The organism is Bacteroides zoogleoformans (genome assembly GCF_002998435.1).
Classification (GTDB): Bacteria; Bacteroidota; Bacteroidia; order Bacteroidales; family Bacteroidaceae; genus Bacteroides; species Bacteroides zoogleoformans.
In genome coordinates this window covers 365,151-379,461 of record NZ_CP027231.1, presented here as the reverse complement: position 1 = coordinate 379,461, position 14,311 = coordinate 365,151, and the positions used below count along the sequence as shown (strand labels likewise).

Below are 14,311 nucleotides of genomic sequence, written 5' to 3'. Positions count from 1 at the left end.
CTCCTCATCACTTTCTTTCCAGCAGTTTGTAACAATGTGACAGACGGGCAAAGGCCGTAACATTTGATAATACAGCAATCACCGCCATCGGCACAATCAATATCAACACAGGGTCAAACAATGTACAGTCGCCGAATATGCCACAGGATATGGCTCCAAGAGCTGTCAGTACCACTCGTTCAGGACGTTGCATAAAGCCGACTTTGTATTCCAGTCCCAGCCCTTCGGCACGGGCACGCACATAACTCACCATCAACGAGCCTACCAGCGCAACGAACGTAATGATGGAGCCCCACAAATAGCCTTGCAGTACCAGATAGTAAAAGATGCCGAATAGCGTTACGAGTTCGCTGTAGCGATCGAGCACCGAGTCATATAATGCTCCGAAAGTAGAACTCATATTGCCTACCCGTGCCACACGCCCATCCATCATATCAAACAATCCGGCAAAAAGCACAATGCCTCCCCCCCAGCCCACATAGGCAAGCTCACCGCCTTTATACAAACCCGCATAAACAAACAAGACCGCCGCCATGATGTTCAGCACTAATCCGGCAGTTGTAATGAGATTAGGCGTAATGCCTACTTTAATCATGCCACTCACTATCGGATTGATGATTTTGTAAATCAACTGTTGCAAATAATCTCTATAATTCATATTCATTCTTATTGTTCCTCAAATGATGTTTTAGAAAATCTCTGACACTATGATTCCGGTAAACAAAAACCCGATGCAAATGATAATTCCAAAAGAAAGACACCAGCACCGCAACGATTATCTTTGATAAAACAAACACATTATTAATGTAACAGCCCGGCAATTTATTCACCCATGTCATGCCCGTGAGCCATTCGGTCAAAGCAAATGTCCCCCATGTATTGAGAACGATGCTGCCTCCCCAGACAAAGAGGTATTTCAGGGCAACATGCAACTTCTTCACCTCTTTCGCATGGAACACCCAACTGTAATTTACGGCACAATTCACCACACCACCTGCCACAGAACCTGTAAAAGTGGCATAAAGATAAAAGATGCCAAAAGCTTTCACCAAAAGAATGGTTGTCAGAAAATCCAAGAAACCGGCCAACTGCGCAGACAACTGGGCCTTAAAGAAAACCTTGACAACACGATGCCATGCGACTCTTTTGTCGCTTGTTTTCATCCTATTAGCCATCTCGCCGCAATCAGAACGATAAAAGCATAAACACCGGCCAAGATGTCATCCGCCATCACCCCCACTCCACCGGGAAATCTCTCCATACGTCTGATGCCCAACGGCTTAAAGATATCGAATAGGCGAAACAGTACAAATGCTCCCAATGCATACCATACATGTCCGGCAGGTGCTGCAAGTAGCGGAATCCACACGCCTATCATCTCATCGACCACCACACGCGAAGGATCTTTTCCCCAATATGCTTCCAAAGAGTCGGCAGCCCATATACCGGCAGGTGTAAATGCCAAAATCAAGACAACCGTCAGCCATAGCAGGCATATATCGGAAACCAAATAAGACAAGCCGAACCAGACAAGAGTAGCCAACAACGCTCCCATAGTGCCGGGTGCGACAGGAGAAAAGCCGGAACCGAATCCCGTACCGATAACAACAGAAAAAAGAGAAGGTTTCCTCATACCACCCAAATGTATCGAACAACAAAGTGATAAGATGGCAAAATAGTAAGACACCCCCGGAAGGTCTATCATCCCTGCCATCTTATCATATTATCACCCGTATTTTAGTCCAAATAGCTCGGCGCAGTTTCACCCACCATGTTCCGGAGTGTTTCTTTTACCATACGCCATTGCCGGAATAAATCGTGTACCGGCTGGTGCTCGAAATCGTGCATCGGACTCTTACAGAAGAATGACAGCCAAGTCTGGATGCCACACATGCCCACACGCTTGGCCAAATCACTGAAAATGACCAAATCAAGTGCAATAGGTGCTGCCAAAATAGAATCCCGACACAAGAAATTTACTTTGATTTCCATCGGATAACCCATCCAGCCAAAAATGTCAATATTATCCCAAGCCTCTTTATTGTCCTTACGGGGAGGATAGTAGTTGATGCGCACCTTGTGGTATACGTCACCGTACAAATCGGGATACTTCTCCGGTTCAAAGATATTGTCGATAACCGACAATTTGCTGACCTCTTTCGTCTTGAAGTTTTCCGGTTGGTCAAGCACCTCACCATCGCGATTACCCAATATGTTGGTAGAAAACCAACCGCTTACCCCCAGCATACGCGTCTTGAACATCGGGGCAAGTACCGTCTTCATCAAAGTTTGTCCACTCTTGAAGTCCTTTCCGGCAATGGGCACATTCATCTTCTTGGCAAATTCCCACATAGCCGGAATATCCACACACAGGTTGGGAGCTCCCATGACGAAGGGGGCACCTTCGGCAATAGCTGCATAGGCATAGCACATGCTCGGAGCGATAACCTCGACACAATTCTCTTTCATAGCTTTTTCCAACGCGGCCAAAGAGTGGTGTTCGTCTGCCAACGGAATATAAATTTCCGTACTCGCAGCCCATAACACAACTATGCGTTCACAATTATTGTCCGCCTTGAAGTTACGTATGTCCTCACGCAGCTGCTCCACCATATCCCAACGGGTGGCCGCCTTTTTAATATATGTACCGTTCAGACGTTTCGCAAAGTTGTGGTCGAAGGCGCCGGGCATCGGCTTAATGGCTTGCAACTCGTCCTTTACCGGATTTAAATCTTTCTCTTTCAAAACCTCTGCATACACAGCAGCTTCGTAAACATTGTCAGGGAAAATATCCCATCCACCGAAAACGATGTCATTTAAATCTGCCAAAGGCACTATGTCTTTAATAAGTCTCTCGTTACCGTCTTGCATACGCATGGCAGCCATTTGTGTAATCGAGCCTATAGGCTTTGCCAAACCCTTTCGGGCCGCTAAAGTACCGGTAATCATGGTGGTTGAAACGGCACCGCCTACCCCGACTATCAACACGCCAAGGCGTCCGGTTGCCGGTTTAATGTTTTCTTTCATTGCCATTGTTTATTTAGAGTTTAAAAATCATTCAAAAATAGAGCTTTTTACCCAATTAGTATTGTCTATTTTATCCGATTTAATGTCCCATTGGTAATATTCATATCAAAATATAATGTGACCAATAGATTGGAGTTTCATTTTTCCATGAGGCCTTGACTAAAAGTTTCACCCCCTTCCCGTTACCATGAGACTCTACTTCCCAATACGACTGAAGTGGCTTCAGTCGTATTGGGAAGTAGAGTCTCTATATATGGGAAAGAAAAGAGGCTATGGAATGAAGTGTTTTCTTTTCCCGAAGTCGGTACACATGACCTTGTATTATAACTTGAGCTTTACAGAAGAAGGAAAAATGGGATACGTATGTCGGGAGTGATGATATAAGTGAAATATAAAACAAACTTTTCATACGCAAACTACATCAACAATAAACCTATCGGCAGAATCAAGTATGCGCTAAATTAATTCCGACAACAGGTATTCTCTTTTCATGTGAGACCCTTTCGTGCACTCCTTCTCGTTTTTATCTCTATTGGCTTAGATCTCGCGATTTTTTCTGTAACTTTGCATTAAATTTAAAGAGCCTATCCGATATGTTTACCATCAAAAAAGCAACAACAGCCGACTGCGAACTGATACACCAATTGGCGCAGCAGATTTTCCCCGTGACGTATCAAGACATTCTTACTCCCGAACAGATAGACTACATGATGGAGTGGATGTACTCTACAGAAAACCTCAGTAGACAAATGGAAAAAGAGGGTCACGTCTATCTTCTGGCCTGCAAGGAAGATGAAACAGCCGGATATGCTTCCGTAGAACGGCAAGGTGAAGCAGTGTTTCATCTGCAAAAAATCTACGTTCTGCCCCGCTATCAGGGTGCCCACTGCGGCAGTTTCTTATTTCGCGAGGCCATTCGATACATCAAGGAAGTGCACCCGGCTCCCTGCCGGTTGGAGCTGAACGTGAACCGTAATAACAAAGCGCTACACTTCTACGAGCACATGGGGATGCACAAACTGCGCGAAGGAGATTTCCCGATAGGGAACGGGTACTATATGAATGATTATATCATGGGAATGGAAATATAAAATAAGGACTGTGCATTGTCTTCGTAAGCGTTTATTCGCTTAGAGACTGCACAGTCCTCCTTACCTTGTTATAGTCTCGAGCTTATTTGGTCACCCGCTCCAGCCATTTCACCATGGCCAGCATCACGCCCATGGATACAAGGCAAACCACAAAGAACACAGACCAGCACTGCCAGATAGGAATTTTGTTGTACATCAACGGTCCTACCCATAAGAAAAGGTTACCTATGGCTGTTGCCCCAAGCCACAATCCTTGGCACAAGCCCTGGATATGCTTCGGCGCTACCTTTGAAACAAAGGAAAGACCCAGCGGTGAGATAAAGAGTTCCGCTACCGTCAAGAAGAAATAAATGACAATCAGTACCCATGGGCCTGCTTTCATTCCGGCCTTGGCCGAATCTGCCATGGCTTTGAAATCTGCGCCCGAAGGATAACCTTGCATGATAGAATAAACTGTAAGGAATAAGAAAGCAATACCCGCAATGCCCATACCAATGGCAATCTTTTTCGGAGTAGAAATCTCCTTGCCACGACGAATGAGAGAGCCAAAGAACAACATAATAAGCGGAGTGAGTACAATCACAAAGAAAGGATTCACAGCTTGCCATATTTCGGGTGCAATGCTATCGGTAACGACAAAGTCACGCGCGAAGAGTGAAAGTGACTGTCCGTTCTGGTGGAATGAGAACCAGAAGAAAATAACGATACCCAACACTGCAAACAAAGCGTATAAGCGTTGTTTAATCTCCTTAGCCATAGCCACTTTTTCTTCAGGTGTATAGTCCACTGACTCTTGTTTGGCCTTTTTGCTCGGTGTGGGGAATATCTTCCGGCAGGCCACAAAAACAAGAAGAGAAATGAGCATTGCTCCCACAGAGGCGATGAAAGAGTAGTGGATACCGGTATTGAATACATCAAGATATTGTGTACAGAATGGAGTCAGATCGGGGACAACCGTTCCACCCGCTTTTACGACCAGTTCCGTAAGGTTCTGTAAATGGTCGGCAGCCATGTTTCCACCTTCCTTGATATATTGATGGCACAATGCGGGCAAATCGGCATTGTATGCCAGACTGTGGGCTTTCAGCCACCATTCTCTGAGAAGAGGAGCCACGAACGGAGCAATCAGACCGCCGATATTGATGAACACATAGAAAATCTGGAAGCCTGAATCACGACGGCTTTTTGCCAGCTTAAGGGCTTCCGGTCCCTGCTTTTCTGCTTCTTTCTCAAAATTGTCGTACATCTGTCCCACAATGGCTTGCAGGTTTCCCTTGAACAGTCCGTTGCCAAATGCAATGAAAAACAAAGCAATACACGTCAATGGAAGCAACCAACCGATATTACCGGCTGTGGACAGAATAGGAATAGACAGAATGATATAGCCCAACGACATCACAATCAGTCCGGACATAATTGTTCCTTTATAATTCTGTGTCTTATCGGCAATGCTACCACCTATCAAACTTAATACATAAATTCCGCAGTAGAAAACCGAATAAATAATGGAACTACTCTCATCACTCAAGCCAAATTTGGAACATAGGAACAATACAAGTACCGCATTCATGATGTAGTAGCCGAACCGTTCGCCCATGTTAGAGATAGCAGCCGCCAACAAACCTTTAGGGTGATTCTCGAACATAAAAATTAGTTTTTAAAGTTAGTAATGTATGAATCTCTTTAATAATTCTTGCAAATATATAATTTCTTCTGAATATTTTATGAATGTTCAGTCTTATTCATCAAAAAGAATGCAAACTTCTGCGCATACTTCCTTTATCAAATCCTCCGGAGCCAATTTCAGTTGTAAGCCGCGTTGTCCGGCACTGATATAGATGTGAGGAAAGCGGAGACATGTTTCGTGAATGTAAGTAGGAAAAAGTTTCTTCATTCCGATGGGCGAACATCCCCCGCGGATATAGCCCGTCAAGGGAAGAAGCTCTTTCATGGGAACCAGATCGCACTTTTTGTTACCGGATATCTTGGCCGCCAACTTCAAATCCACTTCATGTTCACCGGGAATGACGCAGACAAAATATCCGTTTTTGTCTCCATGAAGAACCAAAGTTTTGAATACACAATCGATGTCTTCACCCAAACGGGCTGCCACATGAACCGCACTCAAATCGTTCTCGTCTACTTCGTAGGGAATAAGTTCGTAGGCAATTCGATCCTTATCAAGCAGTCGGGCTGCGTTAGTTTTATTTATTTTCATCATCTGATGATTTTACAAAAGAAAAACTTTTTTCGGTTGAGAGACTTGCTCAATGCAACTCCTCTTTCAGAAACTTCGGTGTATATCCCCGCTCGCTCTTTGCTACCTCCTCGGGTGTGCCGCAGGAAAGAAGCTCTCCCCCGCCCTTGCCACCTTCAGGCCCCATGTCGATGACGTAGTCGGCCATCTTGATGACGTCGAGATTATGCTCAATGACGATAACGGTATTTCCTTTGTCAACCAGTTTGTTCAGCACGCTCATCAACACCCGGATATCTTCGAAATGAAGTCCGGTGGTAGGCTCATCGAGGATATAGACGGTCTTGCCCGTATCACGTTTCGATAGTTCAGTGGCCAGTTTCACACGCTGGCTTTCTCCACCGGAAAGTGTGGTGGATGACTGCCCCAATTTGATATATCCCAGTCCCACCTCTTGAATCACCTTAATCTTGTTCAGGATTTGGGGCACGCTCTCAAAGAATTCCACCGCACGGTTGATGGTCATGTCAAGCACATCGGAAATGGATTTTCCTTTAAAGCGCACCTCCAGCGTCTCGCGGTTATATCGTTTGCCATGACACACCTCGCAAGGCACATACACGTCGGGCAGGAAGTTCATTTCAATGGTTTTATAACCGTTTCCCTGACAGGCTTCACAGCGTCCGCCACTCACATTGAACGAAAAGCGTCCCGGTTTATATCCACGTATCTTTGCTTCGGGCAATCCGACAAACAAGTTGCGTATGTCGGAAAACACGCCCGTGTAGGTAGCCGGATTGGAGCGCGGTGTACGGCCCAAAGGCGACTGGTCTACATTCACCACTTTATCAATGTGTTCCAAACCTTCTATGCTGTCATACTCTAAGGGGTCTTGGAGAGAACGATAGAACTTTTGTGAGAGTATGGGTTGCAACGTCTCGTTGATGAGTGTAGATTTGCCGCTACCCGAAACACCTGTCACACAAATCAGTTTGCCAAGTGGAAATTCCACATTCACGTTCTTCAGGTTATTCCCTCTGGCTCCATGCAACCACAGACTATGCCCGTTTCCTTCACGACGTTTGGCTGGCACTTCAATGGCCCGTTCACCATTCAGGTATTGAGAGGTAAGCGTGTGTGTCCGCAACATCTCGCGCGGAGTGCCGGCAAAGACCACTTCTCCCCCCATGCGTCCGGCTTTCGGCCCCATGTCAATCACATAGTCGGCAGCCAGCATCATGTCCTTATCGTGCTCCACCACAATGACAGAGTTTCCTATATCACGCAGTTCTTTCAGAGAACGAATCAGACGTTGGTTGTCACGCTGATGTAGCCCGATACTCGGTTCGTCCAGGATGTACAGCACATTCACTAATTGAGAGCCGATTTGCGTAGCCAGACGGATGCGCTGGCTTTCACCTCCGGACAGGCTTACAGCCGTGCGGTTTAACGAAAGATAATCCAATCCCACGTCAAGCAGAAATTTAAGGCGTGTACGGATTTCTTTCAGTATTTCACCAGCTATTTGCCGCTGTTTGCTGCTGAGGAACGCATCTACATTTGTCAACCAATCATACAACTCGCTGATGTCCATAACAGACAGTTCGTGGATATTCTTATCGTGAATGCGAAATGAAAGTGCCTCTTTATTCAATTTTGCTCCATGACACTCCGGACAGACCGCAGTCTTGGCAAACTGGTCAGCCCATTTTTGCGCCGTGGCCGAAACATCTTTCTCCTGCAACATCTGAATATACTTCACGACGCCTTCAAAAGTCACAAAATAATCGGAGGTAGTGCCTATCAGCGAGCTTTTTATCTTGATACGTTCGTCAGAGCCATATAGAATCTCGTCGAACGCATCGTCCGGAAGTTCTTTGACCGGTGTTTTCAGTGTAGCTTCATATTTCTCCAAAAGGGCGCCAATCTGCCAGAAAATCATACTGTTCTTATATTTCCCTAATGGCGCTATCGCACCTTCTGCAATAGAGAGTTCACGATTAGGAATCACCTTATCCATATCAATCCGGCTGACAATTCCCAAGCCCTTACACTTGGGGCATGCTCCTTGTGGAGAGTTGAATGAAAAATTGTGCGGTGCCGGTTCCCGGTAAGACAGTCCGGTGACGGGACACATCAGCCGCTTGCTGTAATGACGCAAGTCGCCGGTCTGAACATCAAGCACCACCAATAATCCGTCTCCCTGCCGCATGGCGGTTGCCACACTGTTTTTCAAACGTGTGTCATCTTTGTCTGCAACCACCAGTTTGTCTATCACTACTTCCACATCATGGTTCTTGTAGCGATCCAGTTTCATACCCGGCAGTGCCTCGCAAACTTCGCCGTCCACACGCACATAGAGATAGCCTTTCTTGCGCACCTGCTCGAAAAGTTCCTTATAGTGTCCTTTGCGGCTACGCACCAACGGGGCTAAAATATAAATACGCTTTCCTTTATAATCATTCAAAATGAGTTCAAGAATCTGCTCTTCGGTATATTTCACCATCTTTTCTCCGGACAGATAGGAATAGGCTTCGCCGGCACGGGCATAAAGCAGACGAAGGTAGTCGTAAACTTCCGTTGTGGTACCCACCGTGGAACGGGGATTCTTGTTCGTTGTTTTCTGCTCGATGGAAATAACGGGACTCAGTCCGGTTATCTTATCCACATCTGGACGCTCCAAATTACCCAGGAAATTACGGGCATAAGCAGAAAATGTCTCGATATAACGCCGTTGACCCTCGGCAAAAATAGTATCGAAAGCCAACGATGATTTGCCGCTTCCGCTCAGTCCGGTAATCACCGTAAGGCTGTTGCGGGGAATTTCAGCGTCGATGTTCTTGAGATTGTGCACACGTGCACCATATACATTGATATATTCTGTTTCTTCCTGCATAATCTTTGGTTCTGTTTGGTCTCTCTTTCTTCATGTCAGAGCCGTATCTGCCGAAAAAAGATGCCGTATTTTAGGCTCCATGCTTCACAAGGGGACAAAAATAAGTTTTTTCCTTCGAATATCAACCTAAAAAGAGTTAGAAACTATTTAAGCTTTTCCACAATATCAAATGAATATGGGAATAGAAAAAGAAAAACGGACAATATTATTTCTTAACGCAATCCGTTGGCTGATATTAAGTCAATATTCTTATCTTTGCAACTACTTTGGGAGATTGTGAATATAAACCAATGATTACTGAATGAAAACTATAAACCGTATTATCTGCTCACTGTTACTTGCCGGCATATACAGTTTGGGAGCAATGGCACAAGAAAATCAGTCATATTTTCTACATACCGTCGAGAAAGGACAAAGCCTTTATTCCATAGCCAGCATGTATGGTGTCAGCCAATCGGACATTGTCAAGCTGAACCCCGGAAGTGATGAAAAAATATATATAGGACGCACACTACGCATCCCTCGTGGTGCCGGCAATGTTCAAAAAGAGACCTATCATACCATTGAAACCGGCGAAACGCTCTACCGCCTGACCGTAAAATACAATGTATCAGCCAAAGCTATCTGTGATGCTAACCCCGGATTGAGCGCAGAGAACTTCCGTGCTGGACAGGTTATACGCATCCCTTCTGCCTTCGAAGTCACTGACGCCCTCTCCGAAGCCGGCGGCAATGCGACTATAACCGGAACCACTATTCCCGGTCCCGTAGAATCTCGCTGTCGCGAAATGCATAAAGTGAAACGGAAAGAAACCATTTTCAGCATCAGTCGTAAATATGGAATCAGCGAATCCGAACTGATTGCCGCCAACCCTGAACTGAAAGGTGAGAAGCACATCAAAAAAGGTTCTTCCCTTTGCATTCCTTACGCAAAAGCGAAGACTGCACAAGTGGGCTCAAGCAGTACGGCTCCCACCGATAACGAATTGTTCAATGAAAACAGAAAAAAGACTCAACGACTCAACACCATCAAGGCAGCCTTGGTTCTTCCTTTCTTAGATGGCGTTTCAAAAAGCGAATCATCGCGCATGGTGGAATACTATGAAGGACTGCTCATGGCTGTGGATAGTCTGAAATGTAGCGGTACTTCGATTGATTTATATACTTATAATTCCGGTCCGGAAAGTGCTTCATTGAATGCCGTGCTCGACAAAAGCGAAATGAAGGAGATGGACATTATCTTCGGCCCTTTGTATCAGCAACACATCATGCCTTTGGCTGAATTTGCCAAGAAACATGACACCCGTCTGGTGATACCGTTCACTTCAAAGGATAATACCGTATTCAAGAATCCTGCCGTTTATCAGATCAACACTCCTCAATCTTACTTGTATTCCGAAGTGTACGATCATTTTGTACGCCAATTTCCCAATGCCAACGTCATTTTTATCGAGGCAAGCCAAGGCACTAAAGATAAGGCGGAATTCATCAAAGGGTTAAAAGATGAATTGCGCAACCGCTCCATCCCCATGAAAAGCCTGAAAGAAGATGCCACGATAGAATCTTTGAAAACCGTATTGCATGCTGACCGCGAAAACATTTTCATCCCGACCTCCGGCAGTAACCTGACGCTTATTAAGATTCTCCCTCAACTGACATTGCTGGTACGTGAGCTGCCGGATAGCCCCATCCACTTGTTCGGCTATCCGGAATGGCAGACCTATACCAAGGACCATCTGGATGCTTTTTTCGAACTAAGCACCTATTTCTATTCATCTTTCTATACCAACAACCTGTTACCGGCCGCCATCAATTTTACAAAGAGCTACCGCAAATGGTACAGCAAAGACATGGACGAGCGTTATCCCAAATTCGGAATGCTGGGATTCGACACCGGTTATTTCTTCTTGAAAGGTCTGGCACGCTATGGCTCAGCATTTGAAGATAATATGCAACGCATGGACTTGACTCCTATACAAACCGGTTTTAAGTTTCAACGGGTAAACAATTGGGGAGGTTTCATCAACAAGAAGGTCTTTTTTGTGCACTTCACCAAGAATCATGAATTGATGAAATTGGATTTTGACTGATGAAGAGAAGCTGTACCGTCAATTAAAGCTTAAAAAAACAATGAAAATAAAAGCACTAATAGGAGCCGCCCTGCTTGCAGGTACATGTGTGTTGCCGGCAAATGCACAAGTGGGTGAACAACTTCATAATTTAGCTATCGGCATCAATGGAGGAATCAACCTGAACAAAGCCAGCTTCTCTCCCACTGTAAAACAAAAGAATCTCATGGGTATGAATGGCGGCATCACAGCCCGATATATATCAGAGAGGTACTTCAAAATGATTTGCGGCGCACAACTTGAAATAAATCTCTCACAACACGGATGGAATGAATACTACGAAGATTATCCTGCTTTGAGCTATACACGCCACATGAACTATGTAGAAATTCCTTTTCTTGCACATTTGGCTTTCGGCAAAAACCGCGGCATGCAGCTTTTCATACATGCCGGTCCGCAAATAGGCTTTTTGCTCAACAGCAGCGAGAAAATAGACGGGGACTGGACAACTGCTGTTTCGGAGTCGTACATCACAGTGGAACAACATGGTAAACCCATTGATAATAATTTTGATTATGGTCTCACCGGAGGGCTCGGCATAGAGGTGCGCACCAAGGTCGGTCATTTTTTGGTAGAAGGAAGATACTATTATGCCCTATCCGATTTCTATAACAGTGCCAAAAAGGATTTCTTCTCTCGCTCTGCACACGAAGTGATTACCGCCAAGATAACTTACTTGTTTGACTTGAGGAAATAAAATTCCGCCAATAAGTCGCGAACAATAAAAAGAAAAGACAGATCAAGCGCCATTAAAACACGTGGTCTGTCTTTATCATAAATCAGAATGTTATTTTCTTATCTTCTTAATCGATCTGCTGCCTTGACCATCAATTCATCTTTATAGATGGCACGGAATGCCAAATAATTGAGTATAATAGAAACTGCCGGCAAACAAAGTGCCCATCCCAATCGGAAAGAAACAATCTCTACTCCGTCTTTCAACATAAAAGCGAATACGGTGAAAGCAATATAAAAACCTATCAGTAGAACACTGCTGAAAATGGTCATGCGTACTTGCAGCATCCGGTTGCGGAACAGGAAAATAGTACCGAACACTATAATGGCACTCAGCAGCAAAATACCGAATAATCCCCATGTAAAACGGAAACTTCCGTCGGCCATATATAGTCCCAAGGATTTAAAGGTACTTACAGTTACTCCGTCCACTCCGATGAAATACCCCATAGGCATGCACATGGTGACCACCAGCAAAACAGTCACCGACAACAAATAAACGGATTGAATGCGCTGTATCATTATTACTGCAATTTTTCTTTTTCCTTAGCCGGATTGCGATAATAAACCTTACCTTCAATATATTCTTGAGTAGCGATCAGAGTCGGTTTCGGCAATTTCTCATAATAGCGGGAAATCTCGATCTGTTCCCGATTCTCAAATACTTCTTCCAGATTGTCATTATAGGAGGCAAACTCTGCAAGTTTCTTGGAGAGATCATTCTTAATCTCTACGCTAATCTGGTTGGCACGTTTTCCGATGATTGCCACAGATTCGTATACATTATTGGTATCCTCACACAACTCCATCATGTCACGAGTAACTGTATTGGTAGGAGCATTCGTCTTTCTGTAATCCATAATTTTTATCCGTCTAATTTAAATTCTATATCGATATATTTTCCGGTTTCTTTAATCTTTTAATATTTTCTGCGCTTCCTTGAAGATGCGATCCGCCTCTTTCAAGTATTTACTTTCAGGGAACTCATTCTTGAAAGCATAGTATTCATCTACCGCTTCACGATAACGTTCAAGTTTTTTATCCTCCACACTATATATGGCCAGTTCATGCTTGGCACGCAGTACGAGGATGGACAAATCTTCGCGCAAGTTGGTATAAGGATAATCTTTCAAGGCATTTTGAGCCGTAATGACACAAGCCTGATAGTTGTTGCCCATATAATTCCCCATATTATAATAGAGTTTTGCTGAAAGATATTCCTTCATCACCAGCTTGTCTTGCAGTGCAAAAATCATATTTTGCGCTTCTTCTTTTCTGGTGCTTTGAGGAAAGTATTCCATAAACATCTGCAACTGCTGGATAGCACTGTATGTACCGGACTGGTCCAAACGAGGTTCGGGAGTATCCAGAAACAAAGACTTGCCGGCATGGAAACGTGCCAATTCAGTAAATGTGCCATGGGGATAAACGTTGTAGTACTGAATAAAAGTCTGTGCTGCCGTCTGATAATCTTTTTGATTATAGTAACTCATCCCCAACATGTAGAGAGACTCCTCGGCCTTGTCAGTACCTTTGAGGATGGTAATCAGTTCGTTGAGAAGGGTTGCGCTACGGCTGTACTGCCCTTTCGCAAAGTAATTCTTAGCTGCTTCGTACTTATATTCATAATCCGTGCTTTTCAGCAATTTGTTATACTCCCCGCACGAAGAGAACAGCAAGGCTGCAAGCAGAGTTATTAAGATATTTTTTTTCATTACCACTGTTCAAATAATGCGCAAAGATAGAGGTTCGCATCGAATTATACAACGATACGTACCTTAATTTTTCAAAAACGAAAACCGCGCCCTGATCAAAGTTTATACAAGTCGCTCGCCGCGAGCAGATCTACCTTTTTCTCTGTCAATACACGGATGCAATTATCCATGTCATTCGGCCGGATGATGACATTGGCGGTCTCGCCGTTGGCAAAAGAGTACATATACTCGATAAACACGCCCTCGTCAGACAGAAAGCGAAGCACCTTGGCCAACGAACCGGGAATATTGGGGCAATTGATGCCCACCACATCTGTTACATTTACAGCAAAGTGATGCTCTTTCAAAGCCTCGTATGCCTTTTCCGGTTCAGACACAATGCCGCGGAGGATACCGAAATCGGCATTCTCCGCAATACATAGAGCAGAAAGGTTAACCCCTTCCTTGGCAAGTACCTCTGTCACCTCCGTAAGGCGGCCGGACTTGTTTTCTAAAAAAATAGAAAGTTGTTTTGCTACCATA

General features: G+C 44.6%; 14 protein-coding genes. 3 read left to right on the top strand and 11 right to left on the bottom strand.

What is annotated here, in order from left to right; translation table 11 throughout:
* Nucleotides 1–7: 7 nt before the first annotated feature.
* The 4 genes from C4H11_RS01650 to C4H11_RS01635 all read right to left on the bottom strand — a co-directional run bounded on the left by C4H11_RS01650 (nt 8) and on the right by C4H11_RS01635 (nt 3,027).
* Nucleotides 8–658: a CDP-alcohol phosphatidyltransferase family protein gene (locus C4H11_RS01650; protein ID WP_106043001.1), complete on the bottom strand. Its 651-nt coding sequence runs from the start codon at nt 656–658 to the stop codon at nt 8–10.
* Nucleotides 648–1,175: a GtrA family protein gene (locus C4H11_RS01645; RefSeq protein ID WP_106040219.1), complete on the bottom strand. Its 528-nt coding sequence runs from the start codon at nt 1,173–1,175 to the stop codon at nt 648–650. Before C4H11_RS01645 ends, C4H11_RS01650 begins: the two co-directional genes overlap by 11 nt.
* Entirely contained in the window at nt 1,160–1,633 is a 474-nt protein-coding gene (locus C4H11_RS01640) for a phosphatidylglycerophosphatase A family protein (protein WP_106040218.1), read from the bottom strand. The genes C4H11_RS01645 and C4H11_RS01640 overlap by 16 nt, the downstream gene beginning before the upstream one ends.
* Before the next feature lie 104 nt (nt 1,634–1,737).
* The gene (locus C4H11_RS01635) at nt 1,738–3,027 is read right to left on the bottom strand and encodes an inositol-3-phosphate synthase (protein ID WP_106042999.1); all 1,290 of its coding nucleotides are present in this window, start codon (nt 3,025–3,027) and stop codon (nt 1,738–1,740) included.
* 593 nt (nt 3,028–3,620) lie between these two features.
* On the opposite strand from C4H11_RS01635, the gene C4H11_RS01630 reads away from it, so the two are divergent.
* Nucleotides 3,621–4,118 carry a GNAT family N-acetyltransferase gene (locus C4H11_RS01630; protein ID WP_106040217.1) on the top strand — a complete coding sequence of 166 codons (498 nt, stop codon included), beginning with the start codon at nt 3,621–3,623 and terminating at the stop codon, nt 4,116–4,118.
* A gap of 82 nt (nt 4,119–4,200) precedes the next feature.
* Here C4H11_RS01630 and C4H11_RS01625 read toward each other — a convergent pair whose 3' ends face one another.
* The 3 genes from C4H11_RS01625 to uvrA all read right to left on the bottom strand — a co-directional run bounded on the left by C4H11_RS01625 (nt 4,201) and on the right by uvrA (nt 9,211).
* Entirely contained in the window at nt 4,201–5,763 is a 1,563-nt protein-coding gene (locus tag C4H11_RS01625) for a peptide MFS transporter (protein ID WP_106040216.1), read from the bottom strand.
* Between the two features lie 93 nt (nt 5,764–5,856).
* A complete protein-coding gene (ybaK, locus tag C4H11_RS01620) occupies nt 5,857–6,336 on the bottom strand; it encodes a Cys-tRNA(Pro) deacylase (RefSeq protein WP_106042997.1) in 480 nt (159 codons plus the stop codon).
* Nucleotides 6,337–6,385: 49 nt separating this feature from the next.
* Complete coding sequence (uvrA, locus tag C4H11_RS01615; RefSeq protein ID WP_106040215.1) at nt 6,386–9,211, bottom strand: excinuclease ABC subunit UvrA; 2,826 nt, start codon at nt 9,209–9,211, stop codon at nt 6,386–6,388.
* A 301-nt stretch (nt 9,212–9,512) separates the two neighbouring features.
* Here uvrA and C4H11_RS01610 point away from each other — a divergent pair, with 301 nt between their 5' ends.
* Together C4H11_RS01610 and C4H11_RS01605 are read left to right on the top strand one after the other, a co-directional pair.
* The gene (locus tag C4H11_RS01610; RefSeq protein WP_106040214.1) at nt 9,513–11,300 is read left to right on the top strand and encodes a LysM peptidoglycan-binding domain-containing protein; all 1,788 of its coding nucleotides are present in this window, start codon (nt 9,513–9,515) and stop codon (nt 11,298–11,300) included.
* Nucleotides 11,301–11,340: 40 nt separating this feature from the next.
* Entirely contained in the window at nt 11,341–12,036 is a 696-nt protein-coding gene (locus C4H11_RS01605; protein ID WP_106040213.1) for a porin family protein, read from the top strand.
* 98 nt (nt 12,037–12,134) lie between these two features.
* On the opposite strand, the gene C4H11_RS01600 is transcribed toward C4H11_RS01605, so the two are convergent.
* The 4 genes from C4H11_RS01600 to C4H11_RS01585 form a co-directional block, all read right to left on the bottom strand.
* Nucleotides 12,135–12,596: a DUF4293 domain-containing protein gene (locus C4H11_RS01600; RefSeq protein WP_106040212.1), complete on the bottom strand. Its 462-nt coding sequence runs from the start codon at nt 12,594–12,596 to the stop codon at nt 12,135–12,137.
* A 2-nt stretch (nt 12,597–12,598) separates the two neighbouring features.
* Complete coding sequence (locus C4H11_RS01595) at nt 12,599–12,934, bottom strand: DNA-directed RNA polymerase subunit omega (protein WP_106040211.1); 336 nt, start codon at nt 12,932–12,934, stop codon at nt 12,599–12,601.
* 51 nt (nt 12,935–12,985) lie between these two features.
* Nucleotides 12,986–13,789 carry an outer membrane protein assembly factor BamD gene (locus tag C4H11_RS01590; protein WP_106040210.1) on the bottom strand — a complete coding sequence of 268 codons (804 nt, stop codon included), beginning with the start codon at nt 13,787–13,789 and terminating at the stop codon, nt 12,986–12,988.
* A gap of 95 nt (nt 13,790–13,884) precedes the next feature.
* The gene (locus C4H11_RS01585) at nt 13,885–14,310 is read right to left on the bottom strand and encodes an amino acid-binding protein (RefSeq protein ID WP_106040209.1); all 426 of its coding nucleotides are present in this window, start codon (nt 14,308–14,310) and stop codon (nt 13,885–13,887) included.
* Nucleotide 14,311 lies beyond the last annotated feature (1 nt).

Coding starts and splice junctions, on each gene's coding strand:
- C4H11_RS01650 (WP_106043001.1), bottom strand. CDS start 658: ATGAATTATAGAGATTATTTGCAACAGTTGATTTACAAAATCATCAAT.
- C4H11_RS01645 (WP_106040219.1), bottom strand. CDS start 1,175: ATGGCTAATAGGATGAAAACAAGCGACAAAAGAGTCGCATGGCATCGT.
- C4H11_RS01640 (WP_106040218.1), bottom strand. CDS start 1,633: ATGAGGAAACCTTCTCTTTTTTCTGTTGTTATCGGTACGGGATTCGGT.
- C4H11_RS01635 (WP_106042999.1), bottom strand. CDS start 3,027: ATGAAAGAAAACATTAAACCGGCAACCGGACGCCTTGGCGTGTTGATA.
- C4H11_RS01630 (WP_106040217.1), top strand. CDS start 3,621: ATGTTTACCATCAAAAAAGCAACAACAGCCGACTGCGAACTGATACAC.
- C4H11_RS01625 (WP_106040216.1), bottom strand. CDS start 5,763: ATGTTCGAGAATCACCCTAAAGGTTTGTTGGCGGCTGCTATCTCTAAC.
- ybaK (WP_106042997.1), bottom strand. CDS start 6,336: ATGAAAATAAATAAAACTAACGCAGCCCGACTGCTTGATAAGGATCGA.
- uvrA (WP_106040215.1), bottom strand. CDS start 9,211: ATGCAGGAAGAAACAGAATATATCAATGTATATGGTGCACGTGTGCAC.
- C4H11_RS01610 (WP_106040214.1), top strand. CDS start 9,513: ATGAAAACTATAAACCGTATTATCTGCTCACTGTTACTTGCCGGCATA.
- C4H11_RS01605 (WP_106040213.1), top strand. CDS start 11,341: ATGAAAATAAAAGCACTAATAGGAGCCGCCCTGCTTGCAGGTACATGT.
- C4H11_RS01600 (WP_106040212.1), bottom strand. CDS start 12,596: ATGATACAGCGCATTCAATCCGTTTATTTGTTGTCGGTGACTGTTTTG.
- C4H11_RS01595 (WP_106040211.1), bottom strand. CDS start 12,934: ATGGATTACAGAAAGACGAATGCTCCTACCAATACAGTTACTCGTGAC.
- C4H11_RS01590 (WP_106040210.1), bottom strand. CDS start 13,789: ATGAAAAAAAATATCTTAATAACTCTGCTTGCAGCCTTGCTGTTCTCT.
- C4H11_RS01585 (WP_106040209.1), bottom strand. CDS start 14,310: ATGGTAGCAAAACAACTTTCTATTTTTTTAGAAAACAAGTCCGGCCGC.